Origin of the sequence: Pacificoceanicola onchidii (assembly GCF_004804335.1) — a bacterium.
Lineage (GTDB): Bacteria > Pseudomonadota > Alphaproteobacteria > Rhodobacterales > Rhodobacteraceae > Pacificoceanicola > Pacificoceanicola onchidii.
This window is the reverse complement of record NZ_SRXY01000005.1, coordinates 299150-317044: the sequence shown is the minus strand read 5'-3', so window position 1 is coordinate 317044 and position 17895 is coordinate 299150. Positions and strand designations below refer to the sequence as shown.

Sequence of the window (17895 nt, the reverse complement as noted above, 5' to 3'; positions counted from 1 at the left end):
AATCAAGCGGATTCGGCGCATCCCGGACGACGTTTTGCGCCCGCCGGATCACCGCCCAGATCCCGTTACGGCACTTGGCCCCGACCCGATCCGGGCCGATCTTGAGGCTTGATCCTTTACCGCCATCTCGTCCCATAAGAAACGCCCGTGGGCGCCCAATGTCCAAACCGTTTCTGACCCTGCAGGCAACGAGGGTGGCGGTCCGGCATCGGCATACACGCGATCTGCTCTTTTCCGCCTTTGGCATTGCTGCTAACTCTTGCGCAGGCCTTGGGCGATGGCGTCGCCGAAGCGGTTGCTTTGCCTTTGATCCGATCCTGCACGCCGGGGTTTTCAATCGGGAGATTGGAGGCCTCTCCGCTCCCAGTGAAGGAAGCGAGAGATGTCCGATTGGTCGCCAGACAAAACCCAGGTCAACAGCTGGAACGAATGGGATCCGCTGCGCCACGTGATCGTGGGCCGCGCTGATGATTGCCATATTCCGCCCGAAGAGCCCGCTCTGGACGCCAAGGTGCCCGAAGACAGCGACATGCGCGGTCAATGGGGCCGCCGCCCGCAGGAAACAATCGACCGGGCGAACGCGTTGCTGGACCAGTTTGCAAACCAGTTGAAAGCCCGCGGCATCCGAGTCGACCGACCGACTTCGATTGACCATAGCCTGCCCGCCACCACTCCCGACTTCCACACCGACAGCCAGTTTGGCTGCATGCCCCCGCGCGACGTCTTGCTGACGGTCGGTTCGGAAATCCTTGAAGCGACCATGTCCTATCGCTGCCGCTGGTTCGAATACCTGAACTATCGCCCCCTCATGCAGCAATACTGGAACGAAGACCCGAACTTCCGCCATGAGGCCGCACCAAAGCCGCGTTTGACGGATGCGGACTACCATCCTGATTACCTCTCCGAGAAGATCGGCGTGGAAAAGCGCCTGCAATGGGCTGCCGAGAAGTTCTTTGTCACCACCGAGGAAGAGCCGCTCTTTGACGCCGCCGATGTGCTGCGCTTTGGCCGCGATCTGGTGGTGCAGCATGGCTTTACCACCAACCTCAAAGGGATCGAATGGATCCGCCGCCACTTCCCCGATCACCGCGTACACGCGGTGAATTTCCCGGGCGATCCCTACCCGATCCACATCGACGCGACTTTCACCCCGCTGCGCCCCGGTCTGATCCTGAACAACCCGCAGCGCCGCCTGCCCGAAGAGCAACGCGGCATGTTCGAAAAGAACGGTTGGGAGATCGTGGACGCGGCGCAACCGGCCCATAACGCACCGCCTGCGCTGTGTTATTCTTCGGTCTGGCTGTCGATGAACGTGCTTGTGCTCGATCCTAAAACAGTTTGTGTGGAGAAGTCCGAGGTCTATCAGGCCGAGCAAATGGACAAGCTTGGCATGGAAGTTGTGGAGGTGGACCTGCGCGACGCCTATGCCTTTGGGGGCGGGCTGCACTGCTGTACGGCAGATGTCTACCGCGAAGGCACCTGCGAGGACTACTTCCCGCATCTGTGACGGTTTGGCGGGGCGCGGTGGGAAAAGGCCGTTCATTGGCGTGTTTGGCCTTGAGCGATTGTTCGACACGCCACAGGCGCGGAATCAAGGCCGAAGGCCGCCGCGCCTATCGACGGGCCGTCCCCGCGGCCCGGCGATTGGGTTGTCGTATGGACCTACACCGGCCTAGCGCACCGGTTTCTGAGATAAAACAAGGGGATCAGAGGGTGGTTCGCCGTACCACGGCCCGTCGATAGGCGCGGCTTGTGCATTGGCCGAGAGGTCCCGGATCAAGTCCGGGACGGGGTGCGCTCAATCACCGCTTCAGGCCAAAAGCATCACATTGCATGTCCTTGCCCCCAAGGGAGGCATAAGACAGCGACAAGGAAACTACCCCTCCTCGCTCTCCTTCCGTTCATGCGCCGCCCACAAATCCGGGCGTCGGTTTTGCGTAATGGTTTCGCTCATCCTCTGACGCCACTCGGCAATCTTTCCGTGGTTGCCGGACATCAACACCTCCGGGATTGCCCGACCCTGCCATTCGGCGGGGCGGGTGTATTGCGGATGCTCCAGAAGACCGTTGGAATGGCTTTCTTCCACGGCGCTCTCTGCATTGCCGAGAACCCCCGGCAAGAGCCGCACCGTGGCATCGAGCATCGCCTGCGCAGCGATTTCGCCGCCGGTCATGACAAAATCACCCAGCGAAACCTCGGCAATCCCATAGTGCTCCAGCACCCGTTCATCGACCCCCTCGAACCGTCCGCAGATCAGCGTAATCCCCGGCAGTCGCGCCCATTGCTGCGCCATCGCCTGATCGAAACGCTGCCCGCGCGGGCTGAGGTAAACCAATGGCCCCGGCACCCGGCGCATGGCGTGTTCAATGGCCTCGCCCATGACATCGGGGCGCAGCACCATACCCGCGCCACCGCCAGCCGGCGTGTCGTCGACGTTGCGATGCTTGCCTTTGCCGAAATCGCGTAGATTCAACGTCTGAAGCTGCCATTTTCCGTCCTGAAGCGCCTTGCCGGTCAGACTTTGACCAAGCACGCCGGGGAAGGCATCCGGGAAAAGCGTGATCACCTGCGCGCGCCAGGCCCGCGCCAGATCTTCGCCCGCCATCAGGTCACGCGGCTTCAGCGATGGGCGTATCGTCTTGCGCCCATGCGAGCGCGGTTGCTTCTTGTTCGGATCATTGGGCGTGGTCATCGGCGCATTCCTTGCTTCGCGCCGTCCCTACCGCTCCCGACCGCTCAGGTACAGGGAAAAGCCGCGGTCAGGCGGCCTGCGCCTCTCCGAAATCCGCCACCACATCGCGCAGATCGAGCACCGCGGCGGGCTGCGCGAATTGCTGCGCCAGAGCTCCGGCCTTGGCAGAATCGGATTGCAAAAGCGCGTGCAGCTGCGTCAGGGCGTGCAGTTCTGCGTCACTCAACTGTTCAGGCGCCGCATGGCCCCAGGTTTGGATAACCTCGGTGAGCGCAGCAGCGATGGCAGCCTCCCGCGCGGAGCGAAATCCTTCGGGTTCGGGGGATAAGAGAAACGCCAATCCGCTGCGCATGTCTCGTGCCAGAGGCCGGGATGTCTCAGCGTTGTACGTCTGGAGCAAAAGCCCCCGTGCGTCCGGCGCGGTGGGTTTGCCACCGCGCCGTTTGATTGATGCACACACTGTTACCAAACTGCCCGCGCCGCCCAGCGTAAACGAAGCGGGTGCACTCATTGCGGAGGTCGGGAGCAGCAGGATTGCAAGGGCTGGACCCAAGGCAAGACCTGCCAGAAACACACGCTGTACCATTCAAAAAACCTGTCGTCCGCATCACTCGAATACGTATAAAAATCGCCGAAGATTGTGACCAAATGATGGTTCGCAATCGGGTAATTCCGCGCGTTTGTTTCCCGATTCTGGCTGTTTTGTGCTGAAAACCGTCTTTGTCCCGTGTGCTCTCACGGCCAAGGTTGCGGTCAAAATTTCGCCCACAATCCTTGCGGGAATTCCGTGAAAAGCCGCCAAACTGCCCGAATCCTCCAAAAACATGATTCGTAGAGGCATGAAAAAACGGCGGGGATTACCCCCGCCGCTGCCAAGACGTCATGCGCCCAAGATCCTGTGTGCTCAGAGAGACGCCTGGTAGATCTTCTCGATGTTGCTGCCCAGGGCCGCGTCGAACTCCGCATCCGTCATGCCTTTGCTCAGGCCTTCCGCAAGCGCACGGGAGAAGGAAGCAATCATCTTCGGCTGACGCGCAAGCTTCTCGCAGGCGTCAGCAGTGGAGTAGCCGCCCGAAAGCGCCACAACGCGCACCACGTTCGGGTGATCCGCCAGCACGTCGTAAAAACCGTCTTCGTTCGGGATGGTCAGCTTGAGCATGACATTCTCGGAAGCGTCCAGCTTTGCCAACTCGGCAGAGATCGCGTCCCGAAGCAGCGCTTCGGCCTCGCCCTTGGTCGGGGAGTTGATGTCGACTTCCGGCTCGATGATCGGCACGAGACCGGCAGCACAGACCGCACGGCCCAGTTCGAACTGCTGCGCCACAACGGCGGAGATGCCTTCGGCGTTGGCCTCGTGAATGACCGAGCGTTCCTTGGTGCCGAACACGCCGAAACCCCGGGCGTCGGCCAGAAGCGCTTCGAGACCGGGGATCGGCTTCATCATCTGAACACCGTTGGCCTTGTCTTCGAGACCCTTGTCGATCTTGAGGAACGGGATAATGCCACGGTCTTCCCACAGAACGCTCGGCACCGGTTTGCCATCAATATCACCGCGCATGGTGCGCTCGAAGAGAATTGCACCCAGCACTTTTTCAGAAGTGAAATCCGGGGACATGATGATGCGTGTGCGCATGGCGTGGATCTCGGCGAACATCGCTTCGTCGCCGTCGTATTCGTCTTCCTTGACGCCATATTGCAGCAGCGCCTTTGGGGTCGAGCCACCGGATTGGTCAAGCGCGGCGATAAAGCCCTGGCCCTTTGCCATCAGATCGGTCTGGTTTTGGTTGGGTGCGGCGTCCTGGGCCATCGGATGTCCTCGTCAATGAATGCGTGTTGTCGTTTGAATAAACGAGGGGGGGCTTGGACGATAGAGGGGCGCAGGCTCTTTTATCGCTAACGGGCGCCAGAAAGTCGGATTGTCGGGCAGGAAGGGTTTCGGGGCGCTGCCCCGCCGCAGCAGAGCTGCGACTCCCCGGGATATTTGCAGCACAAAGAAACAGTTCGGGCGCTAGATCTTGCCGCGCACCGTGTCGATCATCAGTTGCACGTTTTCTGGGTCCGCATCCGGCGTGATGCCGTGGCCGAGGTTGAAGATGTGCGGGCCATTGGACAGGGCGGAGACGACGCGCTTTGTCTCGTCGATCAGGTCCTGCCCGCCAGTGACCATGTGTCGGCTGGCAAGGTTGCCCTGCACGCAGCCGGAGGGCTGGACGTGCTCGGCGGCCCATTCCGGGGTGACGCTGTCATCAAGGGCCACGCAATCGGCGCCGGTGGCTTGGTGGAAGCCAATGTATTTGTCGCCGCCCTGGCGCGGGAAGGCGATGACCGGCAGGCCGGGGAAGCGAGACTTGAGCTCCTGCGTGATGATGCGGGCCGGTTCCGTACAGTACCGGTCAAAGTCTTCGCCTTTGAGCGATCCGGCCCAGCTGTCAAAGAGTTTGACCACTTCGGCGCCGGCTTTGACCTGTTCGGAGAGGTAATCGATGGTGGATTCGGTCAGGCGATCAATGATTGCCTCGAACAGCGGGCGGTTTTCGGCCTTGAGCGCATGGGCCGGGCCCTGATCCTTCGTCCCCTGCCCGGCGATCATGTAGGTTGCCACGGTCCAGGGCGCGCCTGCAAAACCGATCAGCGTGGTCTCAGTCGGCAGGCTTTTGCGCAGGTTGGCGACGGTCTGGTAGATCGGCGAGAGCGTGTCGTGGATCATCTCCCCTTTGCCAAGCTTGTCGAAATCCGCCTGAGACTGGATCGTCGACAGGCGCGGCCCTTCACCGGTGACAAACCACAGGTCCGCACCCAATGCCTGAGGCAAAAGCAGGATGTCGGCAAAGAGAATGGCCGCGTCAAAACCATAGCGGCGGATCGGCTGCAGCGTGACCTCGGTGGCCAGCTCCGGGTTGTAGCACAGCGAGAGGAAATCCCCGGCCTCGGCCCGCGTTGCCTTGTATTCTGGCAAGTAGCGCCCGGCCTGCCGCATCATCCAGATCGGCGGGGTCGGCAGCGTTTCGCCCGCAAGGGCGCGCAGGATCGTCTTGGTCATCGGGGCCTCCACAGTCGTTAACGGGGCAATATGTCAATTTCCGCGCCATTGCCACCGGCTTTGCCGCGACATATGAACAGCTTATGACACAAGACCTCCCTTCCGCAGACGCGCCGCTCAAGATCGGCACCCGTGGCTCGCCCTTGGCATTGGCGCAAGCGTATGAAACGCGCGCGCGGCTCATGGCCGCCTTTGACTTGGCCGAAGCGGCGTTCGAGATCGTGGTGATCAAGACCACGGGCGATGATCGCTCGATGATTGCTGCGGATCGGCCGTTGAAAGAGATCGGCAACAAGGGTCTGTTCACCAAGGAAATCGAAGAAGCGATGTTGTCCGGCGGGATCGACATTGCCGTGCATTCGATGAAGGACATGCCGACGGTGCAGCCCGACGGTCTCATCCTCGATTGCTACCTGCCGCGTGAAGACACGCGGGATGCTTTTATCACGCTTTCGGGGGGCGGGCTGCGGGATCTGGCGCAGGGTGCTGTTGTCGGGACGTCCTCGTTGCGGCGCAAGGCACAGCTTTTGGCGCGCAGGCCTGACCTGCAGGTGGTCGAATTTCGCGGCAACGTACAGACGCGCCTTCAGAAACTGCGTGATGGCGTGGCAGAGGCGACCTTCCTGGCCATGGCTGGCCTCAATCGGATGAACATGGACGACGTGCCGAAAACGCCGATTGAGCCGGATGACATGTTGCCGGCGGTGGCGCAGGGAGCGATCGGGATTGAGCGCCGAACAGATGACACGCGGGCGCAGGAAATGCTGGCGGCGATCCATGATCGGGACACTGGCACGCGGCTGGCGGCAGAACGGTCCTTTCTGGCGGCGCTGGATGGGTCCTGTGAGACGCCGATTGCTGCCTTGGCAGAGTTGGATGGCGACATGATGCGGCTACGTGGTGAGATCCTGCGTCCCGACGGAGCCAAGGTGTTTTCGGGCGAAATCAGCGGCGCGGCCTCGGACGGGCCACAGCTCGGTCATGAGCTGGCGAACCGGTTGTTGACGCAGGCCGGACCGGGGTTCTTTGATTGCGGTTGAGGTGGTAATTGGCCTTGAGCGGTGATTGAGCGCACCCCGTCCCGGACTTGATCCGAGACCTCTCGACCAAAGAGCAAGCCGCGTCATCGACGGGCCGTGGTGCGGCGATCCTCCTTCTGATCCCCTCGATTTATCTCAGAAACTGGCGCGCTAGGCTGGTGTGGCGCCCAGCATCAACCCAATCGCCGTGCCGTGGGGGCGGCCCGTCGATGGGCGCGGCGGCCTGCGGCCTTTGCTCCGCGCCTGTGGAGCGATGAACGGTCGCTTCAGGCCAAAAACCACCTTACCCCTTGCGAACCCGCCAGGTGATCACGGGTCCCGCCTCGTCATGGCCCAGCAGCTCATGCCCGGCCTCCGCGCAGAAATGCGGCATGTCGATCACCGCGGCCGGATCGTCGGTCTGCACCACAAGAACATCCCCGCTTTCTAGTCCCTGAAGCCGTTTGCGAGCTTTCAGAACCGGCAGAGGACAAAGCAAACCAATGGCATCGAGTTCATATTCCATACCTCCGCAGATAGCCCCGCGCCGCCAAAAGGAAAAGCCCCAACGCATATGTGACCGATTGGACGCGTGACGTGCCGGGCGCAATCGCCTATGCGTGGGCCATGTTCGGAATCGAGATCATGGATGCCTCTCTCCTGCCAGCCGTCTTCGTGGCGCTGCTGGCCGGGGGTATTTCTTTCCTGTCGCCCTGCGTTCTGCCCGTGGTGCCGCCTTACCTTGCCTATATGTCCGGCGTGTCACTGGGCGAGATGGACAAGGACGGCGCGCGCGGCAAGGCCATTCTCGCGGCCTTGTTCTTTGTGCTCGGCCTGTCGACGGTTTTCCTGCTGCTCGGCTTTGCGGCGTCTGCCGCGGGTATGGCGCTCCTGCAATATCAGGACTGGTTCAACACTGCCGCCGGAATCATCGTGATGGTCTTTGGCGCGCATTTTGTCGGGGTCTACCGGATCGGCTTCCTCGACCGCGAGGCGCGGCTGGATGCCGGAGACAGGGGCGGCAGCGCCTTTGGCGCCTATGTGCTCGGGCTGGCCTTTGCCTTTGGCTGGACACCCTGCATCGGTCCACAGCTTGGTGCGATTCTCTCACTTGCCGCCTCCGAGGCCTCTGTCGCGCGCGGCACGTTGCTGCTCGGCGTTTATGCCTTTGGCCTCGGCGTGCCTTTCCTGCTGGTCGCTGCCTACTTGCCGAAGCTCACCGGCGCGCTTACCTGGATGAAACGCCACATGGAACAGATCGAACGGGTCATGGGCCTGCTGCTCTGGACCATCGGGCTTTTGATGCTGACAGGCGGGTTTTCGGCCATGTCTTTCTGGCTTCTGGAGACCTTCCCGGCGCTGGCGACGCTTGGCTGATACACCGGGTTCCGCCACGATCAAAGCCGCGTCTGACCATTCTCACCCCAACCCGGCCTTACTCTTGCCGGAAAACCGCGCTAGCCTGCGTTAAACCATAAGGCGCAAGGCATGGGCGCGGAGCAGGCAAAACACGATCAGGCACAGGAGGTGCGTCACCGCCGGGTGTTCTACATCCCCGGGTACGATCCGATTCACCCGCGCCGCTACCGAGAGTTGTTCCGCAAGGAAGGCGCGGCACAGGCTGCAATCTCAGGCTATGAGATCACCCTCAAACCCGCGCCGAAGTCCGCCCATTACGGCTGGCACGCGCAAAGCTGCATCCATGGCCAGGACACGCAGGCCGATGTCGCGGTGCTTGTCTGGTCCGACATCGTGCGCGATTCCATGGATACCTCCATCCCCGCTACCTATGCCCAACTGGTCCGCACCGCCACCGAATACATCGGCACAGGGGCGCTGTTCCGGCTCATGCGCCTGCGCAAGGGGCCGGTGATTGCAGCGCTCTACCCCATTGGGATGCTGCTCTTGCAATTGGTGCTGGCTCTGGCGCTGGCCTATGCCGTCTTTGCGCTGAGCGGCTATCTCCCGGCCCTCGGCGGCGTGACCCCGATCCTGGGGGCACTGTTGGGCGCGGGGCTTGGTGTGTTGCTTCTCAGGTGGTTCAAAAAGCAGGACGGCAAGTTTTTTGCCTATTACCTGATGCACGACTACGCCTATTCCGCGCGGCACAAGGGCGCCAACCCGCCGGAGCTTGAGGCGCGCATCGCCCTGTTCACGGACACCATCGCCGAGGCGCTGCAAACGGACACGGATGAGGTGCTGGTGGTCGGCCATTCGTCCGGCGCGCATCTGGCGGTGTCCATCCTTTCGGACCTGATCCGCAGTGGGCGCGTCCCGGAAGATGGGCCCAAACTCGCCTTCCTCAGCCTTGGCCAGGTGGTGCCCATGGTGTCCTTCCTGCGCCATGCCCACCGCTTGCGGGCAGACCTCGCCTATCTGTCCGCGCGCAACGAGATCACATGGGTCGATGTCACCGCCCCCGGCGACGGCTGCGCCTTTGCGCTCTGCGATCCGGTGTCCGTCTCCGGCGTCGCGCCCGAGGGCAAACGCTGGCCGCTCGTCTTCTCGGCGCAATTCACCAAATCGCTCTCGCCCGCCCGCTGGAAGGAGCTGCGCTGGCGTTTCTTCCGCCTGCATTTTCAGTACCTTTGCGCCTTCGATGCGCCGCTGGACTATGACTATTTCCAGATCACCGCAGGGCCTTTGACCCTCGCCACGCGCTACAAGAACCGCCCGGCCTCGGCGAGCCGCATTGACCATGCGGTCTCGAAATTCACGAGCACCGCGCCATGATCCCGCCAAAGCCCGCCGCCCGGCCGGATCGAGTCTCGCTCAGGAAATACGTGCGCCTGTTCCGCAAGGACATCCTGAGCGCCCAGCCCGCACGGCTCTATCGGGCCTGGATGGCCGAGTTCAAGACACCGTTCTTCCGGTCCTTCCTCGTCAACCAACCGGACTTGGTGAAAACCGTCCTCAAGGATCGCCCGCTCGACTTCCCGAAATCAAACCGCATCTCCGAAGGGCTGCGGCCGCTTCTTGGCAACTCTGTCTTTCTGACCAATGGCGCGGAATGGCAAAAACAGCGCCGCATCATCGACCCGGCCTTTGAAGGCGGGCGGTTGCGGGAGACTTACCCGGCCATGTGGGCCGCCGCCGAGGCCGCGCGGGACCGGCTTCTGGCGCAGGCAGGTCAGACCATCGAGATCGAGGCAGAGACCTCCCACGCCGCCGCCGATGTGATCTTTCGCACGCTGTTTTCTATCCCCATTGAGGACGCAACAGCGCAGAAGGTTTTCCACGAGTTCCGCTCCTATCAGCGCAGCCAGCCGATCCTGAACCTCGCCGCTTTCATCCCGCTGCCACGCCTCTTCCCGCGCTTTTTCCGCAAGGACACACGCGCCACCGCCCGCCGCATTCGCAGGTTGATCACGGACCTCACAGAGGCCCGGCAACAAGCCATCGCCGAGGGCACCGCGCCGAACGATCTGGCGACAAAGATCATGACCACGGCCGACCCTGAGACGGGCGAGACGTTCTCGGCTCAGGAGATGGTCGATCAGGTGGCGATTTTCTTCCTCGCCGGGCATGAAACCTCCGCCTCCGCGCTCGCCTGGGCGCTTTATCTGGTGGCTACCAACCCCGAATGGCAAACGCGTATTGCAGAGGAAGCGCAAGGGCTTACGGGGAATTTCTCCGACGTATCCATTCTGAAGATCAGCCGGGACGTGTTCCGCGAAGCGCTGCGCCTCTACCCGCCTGTGCCGATGATGGTGCGCGAGGCGAGCTGCCCGGAAACCTTCCGCAATCGCCCCGTGCCGAAGGGCGCGCAGATCGTGCTGTCGCCCTGGCACCTGCACCGGCATGAACGACTTTGGGAGAACCCGGACGGGTTTGACCCGGCGCGCTGGCAAACCGAAAACGGCAAGACCTGCGGACGCGAAGCCTATATCCCGTTTTCCGCCGGCGCGCGGGTCTGCACCGGCGCCGGGTTTGCCATGGTCGAAGGGCCGCTTCTGCTGTCGCTTTTGTTGCGAGATCTGAAAGTCGTCGCCCTGCCCGAGCGCGTGCCGGTCCCGGAGGCGCATCTCACGGTGCGCACCCGTGATGGGATCTGGCTCAGGCTCGACAAACGCGCCTGAAACTCACCGCCGCCCGACCAGCTCCGCCTTGGGCACACCATCGCCAAAGACTTCAACCCGATTGGTCCAGACATAGCCGTCAAACCCTTCAGGCACCTGATCCCACAGCTCCTGAGTATCGACCCCAGCCGAGTAGCCAGTCTTGTCCAGTGGCCCGAGCAGGATCACCTCGCTTCCCGCAAGCCGCATCCGGCGCGTGAACCGGTGCGGCCAGCCCCAGAGATACGGGCCAACATCCATGGGCACGACAACCATGCCATCGGCGCAGGCCTCCGGCACATAGCCGCTCCACCCAAGCAGAACATAGAGTTTGATGCATTCCGTGACCCGCGGCTTGTCAAAGCCCGGCAGGTTGGAAACTGCATCCTGCGCGGCGCGTGTGGGGATCGTGCCGCCATAGACACCCCAGACCTGATTGCGCCAGTCGCGGCGTGACAACATCTTGGCGAGCGCGGCCCCTTCTTCCGCATTACTACTCTTAAAGTTGATCAAATATTGACCACCAAGCCTCGCCTCGAAGACCTCCGTCAAGGTCGGCATGAGACCCACGCCGCTGCCGCGCAGCGGATAGGTTTCTCCGCCGTCTGCCGTGTAGCCAAAACCGATATCCAGCGTCTTGAGATAGGTCAGTGGCTGCGCGCGGGTCACGCCGGACCCATCGGTGCGGCACTCCAGACGCCAGTCATGGAACACCGCAAACTCGCCGCCCGGCGTCAGGTGCACGTCCAGTTCGACAACATCCGCGCCGGCGGCAAAGGCAGCCTGCATAGACGGGATGGTGTTCTCGATAAACTCATGATTTCCCATGTATATTCGTGTTGCGGTGCATGTTTCCGCAGTCAATCCCTCACGCGGATAGGTCTGGTGCACACCCCGGTGGGCCAGCAGGCGAATACCGGGACCCTGTTCAGGTGCGAACAGCAGAGAGGTGTTGTTCAGCCAGCCCAGAGCGGCGAGGACAAGGCCCAGTTGCATCATGCGTTTCAAGACTGCCATGCGCCATCCACCTGCCATCGCGGATCATTCCCCTGCCCGGTTTCCCTTCTCTGATCACGAATTTCACACCCGGATGCCGGTGCTGTTGGCACCCGCATCACGGCGAACACTGACACTGCCTCAGAGCGGCACTTCTGTGCCTATTCTTGTTATCTATCAACCTATGGGGGTTTGTCGCTTTGAGGCAAGAGGCAAGTTGAGTCAGCAACGCGGCTTTCGGCAAACTCTGGCCCGCGTCTCGGCAAAGGGCTGCCGAGGCCGTCGCAAGGCACAAAAAGGGGCGGAAAACTCCGCCCCTTTTCATAAAATCTTGACCGTGTTTATCGACCGAGCGACCACCAGCCCTTTTTCTTGGGCTTGGCTTCGGCCTCAGCAGCCTCCGCCGGTGTTTCCGCAGCCGGTTCCGGAGCAGGCTCTGCCGTGACCGGTTCAGCTGTTACAGGCTCCGTGGGCGTGTCCACGGGAGCGGCCTGCGCGGTCTCATCATCCACCGTGCCGACAACCGCCGCGATCACATCCGCCGCCTTGCGCCGGGTACGGCGCGGTTTGGCAGGGGCCTCCGGCGCAGGCTCGGGTTCCACCGGAGCCTCCGCCACGGCCGGGGCTTCCTCCACAGGTGCCTCGGGTTCCGGCGCAGGCTCGGCTGCGGGCGATTCCGCCTCTGCAGATGCTTCCGCCGGAGCTTCCGTCGTTTCAGCCTCGGAAGCCTCTGTCGGAGCTTCGGCTTCCGGTTCGACCTTCTTCTTGCGTCGGGTCCGCGTCCTCTTGGGCTTCGGCGCTTCTTCGGCCGCAGGCTCCGTAGCAGGCTCATCCATAGCAGGCGCTTCGGCTTCCTGAGTCGCCGCTTCCGCCGGCTCAGCCGCCTCGGCTCCCTCCTGCGGTGCGGCTTCTGCTTCCGCTTCGCCCTCGGTGTCCTTCTTGCGGCTGCGCGATCCGCGACGGGACCGGCTGCGCTTTTTCTTCGGGGCCTCATCCTCTTCGGGTTGGGCCTCTGCCTCGCTTGCTTCAGCGGACGCCTCTTCGGCCTCCTGCGGTTCCGCGTCAGAGCTGTCCTCTGCCGCTTCCGCCCCGTTCTCCGCATCCCCGTTCGTTTTCGACTTGCGGCGGCGGCGACGGCGGCGCTTTTTCGGCTTGTCGTCCGATTCAGCGGCCTCGGCCGTTTCCTGTGCTTCGGCCTCTTCCGCCTCTTCGGCGGCAACGGCTTCGTCGATTTCCTCCATCAAGGAGGTGTCGACCGACACCACCGGCGCGGTGGGTTCCGGCACGGAGCGTGTTGCCGTCTTGAACTTCTCAAGGGTGAAGTCCGGCGCAATCATGTGCACGTCGCCCTCGATGCGCACGGCCATGCCGTAACGCGCTTCGATCATGGCGATGTGCTCGCGCTTGGCGTTCATCAGGTAGTTCGCCACAGCCACCGGGCATTTCACCAGAACTTCGCGGGAGCGACGGCGGGTGCCCTCTTCCTCGATCTGGCGAAGCACCTGCAACGCCATGTTGTCGTCCGAGCGAATGAGACCCGTTCCATGACAGGCCGCACAGGGCTGCGTGGTCGCTTCGATCATGCCCGGGCGCAGGCGCTGGCGGGACATCTCCAGAAGGCCGAAGCCCGAGATGCGGCCCACCTGAATGCGCGCGCGGTCCGTTTTCAGCTTGTCCTTGAGCTTCTTCTCCACGGCGGCGTTGTTCTTGCGCTCGTCCATGTCGATGAAGTCGATCACGATCAGACCGGCAAGGTCGCGCAGACGCAGCTGGCGCGCCACTTCTTCGGCGGCCTCAAGGTTCGTCTTGACGGCGGTATCCTCGATCGAGCCTTCCTTGGTCGCCCGACCAGAGTTCACGTCGATCGCCACAAGCGCCTCGGTCACGCCGATCACGATATACCCGCCGGACTTGAGCTGCACCGTCGGATTGAACATGCCCGACAGGTAGGATTCCACCTGATGGCGCGCAAAGAGCGGCATCTGATCGTGGTAGTGTTTCACGTTTTTGGCGTGGGACGGCATGATCATTTTCATGAAGTCCTTGGCGATGCGGTAGCCGCGCTCGCCCTCCACCAAAACCTCGTCGATTTCGCGATTATAGAGATCGCGGATCGAACGTTTGATCAGGTCGCCTTCTTCGTAGATTTTCGCGGGCGCAATCGACTTGAGCGTCAGTTCGCGGATCTGCTCCCACAGCCGTTGCAGGTACTCATAATCGCGCTTGATCTCGGTCTTGGTCCGCTTCGCGCCTGCGGTGCGGATGATCAGACCCGCGCCCTTCGGCACGTCGATCTCATTTGCGATGGCCTTGAGTTTGGAGCGGTCGGCGGCGTTGGTGATCTTGCGGGAAATGCCACCACCGCGCGCGGTGTTCGGCATCAGCACGCAGTAGCGACCGGCAAGCGAAAGGTAGGTGGTCAGCGCGGCGCCTTTGTTGCCACGCTCTTCCTTGACGACCTGCACCAGAAGGATCTGGCGCACCTTGATGACTTCCTGGATCTTGTACCGGCGCGGACGCGGTTTGCGGCGCGGGCGGATCTCTTCCTGGGTGTCGTCATCGGCGACGGATTCGATGGATTCGTCTTTCTTGGACGCGTCTTTCTTCGCGTCCTTGTCGTCGTCATCATCAGAGTCGTCGTCCGATTCCTCGGCGTCATCGTCATCAGAGGTCTCTTCCTCAGCGGCCTCTTCGCCCTCGGCAGGCGCGGCCTCAACCGTCTCAGCTGCGTCCGAACCCTCTTCGGCCTGAGCCGCGGGCGCTTCGCCCGCCGCTTCAACAGGAGCATCCGCCGGTGCGGCGTCTTCGGCCTGAGCGGCTTCCGGCGCGGTCTCTGCCGCTTCGACAGGGGCTTCCACGGCAGCGGTTTCTTCAACCGCGGCTTCCTCGGCGGACGCCTCCTCAACCGGGGCTGCTTCGGCTTCGGCAGGCGCTTCCGCCTCTTCCGAAGGCTCTTCGACCGGAGTCTCGGAAACGGTTTCCATCGGGGAGAGGCCCTCACCCGGCTGACCCGCGTCCTCTTCCGACGGTGCTTCGTCTTCGCCGAGGTCAATCGTCTCCATGCCCGAAATCTCTTTCGGAGCGCTTGAGGCGACCTGTTCAGACGGCTCTGCCGTCTCGGACGGCTCTGCCGTCACAACTGCGTCATCCGATTTGGTGCTCTCAGCCTTGGACGGCTTGCGGCGCCGGGAGCGCGTGCGCTTCTTGGGCTTCTCGCGCTCTTCCTCTTCCTCGGCAGCCAGAGCCGCCTCTTCCTCCATCAGCGCCTGACGGTCAGCGACGGGGATCTGGTAGTAATCGGGATGAATTTCCGAGAACGCCAGAAAGCCATGCCGGTTGCCGCCGTAATCCACGAAGGCAGCCTGAAGCGAGGGTTCAACCCGCGTAACCTTGGCTAGATAGATATTTCCTGCAAGCTGGCGCTTGTTTTCGGATTCAAAGTCGAACTCCTCAACCTTGTTTCCGTCCACCACCACAACGCGGGTCTCTTCCGCGTGGGTGGCATCGATGAGCATTTTCTTTGCCATGTAGTCCGTATGCGCAGCAAAACACCCCCTGAACCGGGTGGGGCCAAGGTGCGGGTGCTGTGTCTTGTCAATGCGAGGGGGTGCGCGCGGGCATGGCGGGCGCGGTGCGCCCCTGCCTCATGCCTCTGTTGTGTCGCGCGCTTCATCGCGTTTCTTCTCCAGCGCGTCTCTGTCCTGGAACCAGGCGCGCCCATTAAAAGCCCGTCGCTTTTGGCGGTACGGGCATGGTACTTCGGCCTTTTGAGGGGCCTAATCGGTCTGACAGGGATGTTTTGTCCTGCACCCGTGTCAGCGAAACTTTTCGGAAGCGGCCTCTTGGGCCCACGTCCTCACCGCTAACATAGGGGCACAATGGGGGCATTGACAATGGGCAATCGCCCGCCGCCGTGCAGCAATGCACAGATTTCCGGCAAGTAGGCTACTCACATATCGCTTCCAAACAGCCCAACGCTGTTCAATGTGGATACGCGACTTTGTCCGGAGGAAGCGCCACAAAGGCGTTCTTGTCGATCCGTTCCATCGCCTGCTTTACATGATCGGAAACCAACAGCAAACTTGTCGCCTCGTCGCGAACAAAATTTGACCCGCTCAGGCAGTCTGGCGTCAGAACAAGACTGTGGATCCTGCTGACATACCGCCCTTTCCAAATCCAATCAATTTTACTCGCCCCTCTATCGAGACAGTCCCAGACCTGCAGGGGTTTCACAAAGCAAAAACCCTCGACAGCGACACCATTCGCAAAGAGCCCCACCGGCTTTATCGAAACTTCTTCCGCAATCTCTTGTTGAAAGAACTCCAAAGCCGCGCCCCGAAGCAACAGGCAAGAAGACGTGCAAGAAAGCACGGTACGCCCAGTAATTCTATCCGGCTCGCAATCGAGTCGCAGAACTGGTTCGCCCTCCTTTGGAAACACCTCGCCTGTGATCGTGTGGTAACTGCCCATTGTGGCACGTTCATGGTCGTACTCAGCCATCGGGTACGCCTCCGTGTCTGTACTCATCACAACCCAGACAAGCGCCTCCAGCGATCCATCTGCCAACAGCTTCCTCCCTGACCCATTCTAAGTAGTCTTCCGAAACTCAATCAAATCCCACCGTGTACCATAGAGGTCCTCAAAGACAGCGACCGTGCCGTAAGGCTGCTCCACCGGCGCGCGGACAAAAGTCACGCCCTTGTCCTGATAGGCCTTGAAGTCCCGCCAGAAATCATCGGTCTGCAAAAACAGGAACACCCGCCCCCCGGCCTGATCGCCAACGGCGGCCTCCTGCCGTTCATTGGACGCCCGCGCGAGCAAGATCGACGTGCCGCCCCCTGACGGGCGAACCACCACCCAACGCTTGTCCTGCTCGGGCTGGTAAGTATCGTCAACCAACTCAAAGCCAAGCGTATTCACATAGAAATCAATCGCTTCGTCGTAGTCGCGCACAACGAGAGCAACGTGGGCGAGGGTTTGGGTCATACGTTCTCTTACTCTTCATAGGCAGGAGCCGCCGAAACCGCCCCTGCTTCTTCTCTGTCCAAATATCCAAAACCCGGCGCGCACCACACACGCCGAAACGGCGTTTAGTCGAACGCCCGCAGCCGTTTGATCAGCGACGACGTATCCCAGCGCCCGCCGCCCATCTTCTGCACGTCCTTGTAGAACTGATCCACCAGGGCCGTCACCGGAAGGGACGCGCCGTTTTCATTGGCGGTTTTCAGGCAAATGCCCAGGTCCTTGCGCATCCAGTCCACGGCAAAGCCATGTTCGAAGTGATCGTCCAGCATGGTTTCATAGCGGTTTACCATCTGCCATGATCCCGCCGCGCCGCCGCCGATCACGTCAACCACCGCGCGCCCGTCCAAACCGGCTTTTTCCGCGAAATGCAGCCCTTCCGAGAGGCCCTGCACCAGCCCGGCGATACAGATCTGGTTGACCATCTTGCACAGCTGCCCTGCGCCGCTTTCGCCGAGGCGCTTGCAAAGCTTGGCGTAGGCGTCGATCATCGGTTCGGCCTTGGCGTAGGCCTCTTCGGAGCCGCCGCACATCACGACAAGCGCGCCATTTTCGGCCCCCGCCTGACCGCCGGAGATTGGCGCATCGACAAAGGCGATCCCGGCTTCCGCAGCCACGCCGTGCAGCTCGCGTGTCACTTCCGCAGACACCGTTGTGTGATCGACAAAGACGGAACCGGACGCCATCTCCGCGAAGGCCCCATCCGCACCCAGGCACACGCCGCGCAGATCGTCGTCATTGCCGACGCAGGACATGACAAACTCCGCCCCCGCCGCCGCCTCGCGCGGGGTTGCTCCCAATGAGCCGCCGAATTCGGCCACCCAGGCCTCCGCCTTGGCCGCGGTGCGGTTGTAGACCGTCACCTCGTGGCCCGCCTTGGCCAGATAGCCCGCCATCGGATAGCCCATCACCCCAAGCCCGAGGAATGCAACCTTCGCCATTTATTCTCTCCCGTGAACACGTCTTTGCGGCAATGATCCGCTAGGTCAGGCCGCCCGAACCCTTGGCATCCGGCCATGAGCAGGCTAAGCCCCTTTCACCCCTCGTGTTAGCGGAAGAAAAGGGCAA

15 protein-coding genes are annotated in these 17895 nt (G+C 61.9%); 5 read left to right on the top strand and 10 right to left on the bottom strand.

From position 1 onward, the window contains the following. Positions 1–382: 382 nt before the first annotated feature. Positions 383–1507 (top strand): serine/threonine protein kinase, encoded by a 1125-nt coding sequence (locus E4662_RS15085; protein WP_136442416.1) that lies wholly within the window; start codon positions 383–385, stop codon positions 1505–1507. Between the two features lie 369 nt (positions 1508–1876). Here the strand turns inward: E4662_RS15085 and trmD are convergent, their stop codons facing one another. The 4 genes from trmD to hemE form a co-directional block, all read right to left on the bottom strand. Beyond that, positions 1877–2692 carry a tRNA (guanosine(37)-N1)-methyltransferase TrmD gene (gene trmD / locus E4662_RS15080; protein WP_136442415.1) on the bottom strand — a complete coding sequence of 272 codons (816 nt, stop codon included), beginning with the start codon at positions 2690–2692 and terminating at the stop codon, positions 1877–1879. A 67-nt stretch (positions 2693–2759) separates the two neighbouring features. After that, positions 2760–3278, bottom strand: coding sequence for a hypothetical protein (locus tag E4662_RS15075; protein ID WP_168797988.1), 519 nt, complete (start codon positions 3276–3278; stop codon positions 2760–2762). A gap of 318 nt (positions 3279–3596) precedes the next feature. Further along, entirely contained in the window at positions 3597–4499 is a 903-nt protein-coding gene (locus E4662_RS15070) for a fructose bisphosphate aldolase (RefSeq protein WP_136442413.1), read from the bottom strand. A gap of 201 nt (positions 4500–4700) precedes the next feature. After that, on the bottom strand, positions 4701–5732 hold the full coding sequence (gene hemE / locus E4662_RS15065) for a uroporphyrinogen decarboxylase (RefSeq protein WP_136442412.1): 1032 nt from the start codon (positions 5730–5732) through the stop codon (positions 4701–4703). Positions 5733–5815: 83 nt separating this feature from the next. On the opposite strand from hemE, the gene hemC reads away from it, so the two are divergent. Beyond that, positions 5816–6772 carry a hydroxymethylbilane synthase gene (hemC, locus tag E4662_RS15060; RefSeq protein ID WP_136442411.1) on the top strand — a complete coding sequence of 319 codons (957 nt, stop codon included), beginning with the start codon at positions 5816–5818 and terminating at the stop codon, positions 6770–6772. A 283-nt stretch (positions 6773–7055) separates the two neighbouring features. On the opposite strand, the gene E4662_RS15055 is transcribed toward hemC, so the two are convergent. Next, positions 7056–7277 carry a sulfurtransferase TusA family protein gene (locus tag E4662_RS15055; RefSeq protein WP_136442410.1) on the bottom strand — a complete coding sequence of 74 codons (222 nt, stop codon included), beginning with the start codon at positions 7275–7277 and terminating at the stop codon, positions 7056–7058. A 101-nt stretch (positions 7278–7378) separates the two neighbouring features. On the opposite strand from E4662_RS15055, the gene E4662_RS15050 reads away from it, so the two are divergent. From E4662_RS15050 to E4662_RS15040, 3 genes are all read left to right on the top strand, one after another. Beyond that, complete coding sequence (locus E4662_RS15050) at positions 7379–8128, top strand: cytochrome c biogenesis CcdA family protein (RefSeq protein WP_136442536.1); 750 nt, start codon at positions 7379–7381, stop codon at positions 8126–8128. A gap of 111 nt (positions 8129–8239) precedes the next feature. After that, positions 8240–9484 (top strand): hypothetical protein, encoded by a 1245-nt coding sequence (locus E4662_RS15045; RefSeq protein ID WP_136442409.1) that lies wholly within the window; start codon positions 8240–8242, stop codon positions 9482–9484. Next, on the top strand, positions 9481–10830 hold the full coding sequence (locus E4662_RS15040; protein WP_136442408.1) for a cytochrome P450: 1350 nt from the start codon (positions 9481–9483) through the stop codon (positions 10828–10830). Before E4662_RS15045 ends, E4662_RS15040 begins: the two co-directional genes overlap by 4 nt. A 3-nt stretch (positions 10831–10833) precedes the next feature. Here the strand turns inward: E4662_RS15040 and E4662_RS15035 are convergent, their stop codons facing one another. The 5 genes from E4662_RS15035 to E4662_RS15015 form a co-directional block, all read right to left on the bottom strand. After that, positions 10834–11826 (bottom strand): glycerophosphodiester phosphodiesterase family protein, encoded by a 993-nt coding sequence (locus E4662_RS15035; RefSeq protein ID WP_136442407.1) that lies wholly within the window; start codon positions 11824–11826, stop codon positions 10834–10836. A gap of 320 nt (positions 11827–12146) precedes the next feature. After that, a complete protein-coding gene (locus E4662_RS15030; protein WP_136442406.1) occupies positions 12147–15332 on the bottom strand; it encodes an Rne/Rng family ribonuclease in 3186 nt (1061 codons plus the stop codon). Between the two features lie 454 nt (positions 15333–15786). Further along, the gene (locus E4662_RS15025; protein ID WP_168797987.1) at positions 15787–16371 is read right to left on the bottom strand and encodes a hypothetical protein; all 585 of its coding nucleotides are present in this window, start codon (positions 16369–16371) and stop codon (positions 15787–15789) included. Between the two features lie 21 nt (positions 16372–16392). Beyond that, on the bottom strand, positions 16393–16791 hold the full coding sequence (locus E4662_RS15020; protein WP_136442404.1) for a VOC family protein: 399 nt from the start codon (positions 16789–16791) through the stop codon (positions 16393–16395). Positions 16792–16895: 104 nt separating this feature from the next. Further along, complete coding sequence (locus tag E4662_RS15015; protein ID WP_136442403.1) at positions 16896–17768, bottom strand: NAD(P)-dependent oxidoreductase; 873 nt, start codon at positions 17766–17768, stop codon at positions 16896–16898. Between the last annotated feature and the right edge of the window lie 127 nt (positions 17769–17895).

What these genes read in the sequence shown, in the direction of transcription:
- E4662_RS15075 (WP_168797988.1), bottom strand. Translation starts at nt 3,278, where the DNA reads ATGGTACAGCGTGTGTTTCTGGCAGGTCTTGCCTTGGGTCCAGCCCTT.
- E4662_RS15055 (WP_136442410.1), bottom strand. Translation starts at nt 7,277, where the DNA reads ATGGAATATGAACTCGATGCCATTGGTTTGCTTTGTCCTCTGCCGGTT.
- E4662_RS15035 (WP_136442407.1), bottom strand. Translation starts at nt 11,826, where the DNA reads ATGGCAGTCTTGAAACGCATGATGCAACTGGGCCTTGTCCTCGCCGCT.
- E4662_RS15070 (WP_136442413.1), bottom strand. Translation starts at nt 4,499, where the DNA reads ATGGCCCAGGACGCCGCACCCAACCAAAACCAGACCGATCTGATGGCA.
- E4662_RS15040 (WP_136442408.1), top strand. Translation starts at nt 9,481, where the DNA reads ATGATCCCGCCAAAGCCCGCCGCCCGGCCGGATCGAGTCTCGCTCAGG.
- trmD (WP_136442415.1), bottom strand. Translation starts at nt 2,692, where the DNA reads ATGACCACGCCCAATGATCCGAACAAGAAGCAACCGCGCTCGCATGGG.
- hemC (WP_136442411.1), top strand. Translation starts at nt 5,816, where the DNA reads ATGACACAAGACCTCCCTTCCGCAGACGCGCCGCTCAAGATCGGCACC.
- E4662_RS15030 (WP_136442406.1), bottom strand. Translation starts at nt 15,332, where the DNA reads ATGGCAAAGAAAATGCTCATCGATGCCACCCACGCGGAAGAGACCCGC.
- E4662_RS15015 (WP_136442403.1), bottom strand. Translation starts at nt 17,768, where the DNA reads ATGGCGAAGGTTGCATTCCTCGGGCTTGGGGTGATGGGCTATCCGATG.
- E4662_RS15085 (WP_136442416.1), top strand. Translation starts at nt 383, where the DNA reads ATGTCCGATTGGTCGCCAGACAAAACCCAGGTCAACAGCTGGAACGAA.
- E4662_RS15050 (WP_136442536.1), top strand. Translation starts at nt 7,379, where the DNA reads ATGTTCGGAATCGAGATCATGGATGCCTCTCTCCTGCCAGCCGTCTTC.
- E4662_RS15020 (WP_136442404.1), bottom strand. Translation starts at nt 16,791, where the DNA reads ATGACCCAAACCCTCGCCCACGTTGCTCTCGTTGTGCGCGACTACGAC.
- hemE (WP_136442412.1), bottom strand. Translation starts at nt 5,732, where the DNA reads ATGACCAAGACGATCCTGCGCGCCCTTGCGGGCGAAACGCTGCCGACC.
- E4662_RS15045 (WP_136442409.1), top strand. Translation starts at nt 8,240, where the DNA reads ATGGGCGCGGAGCAGGCAAAACACGATCAGGCACAGGAGGTGCGTCAC.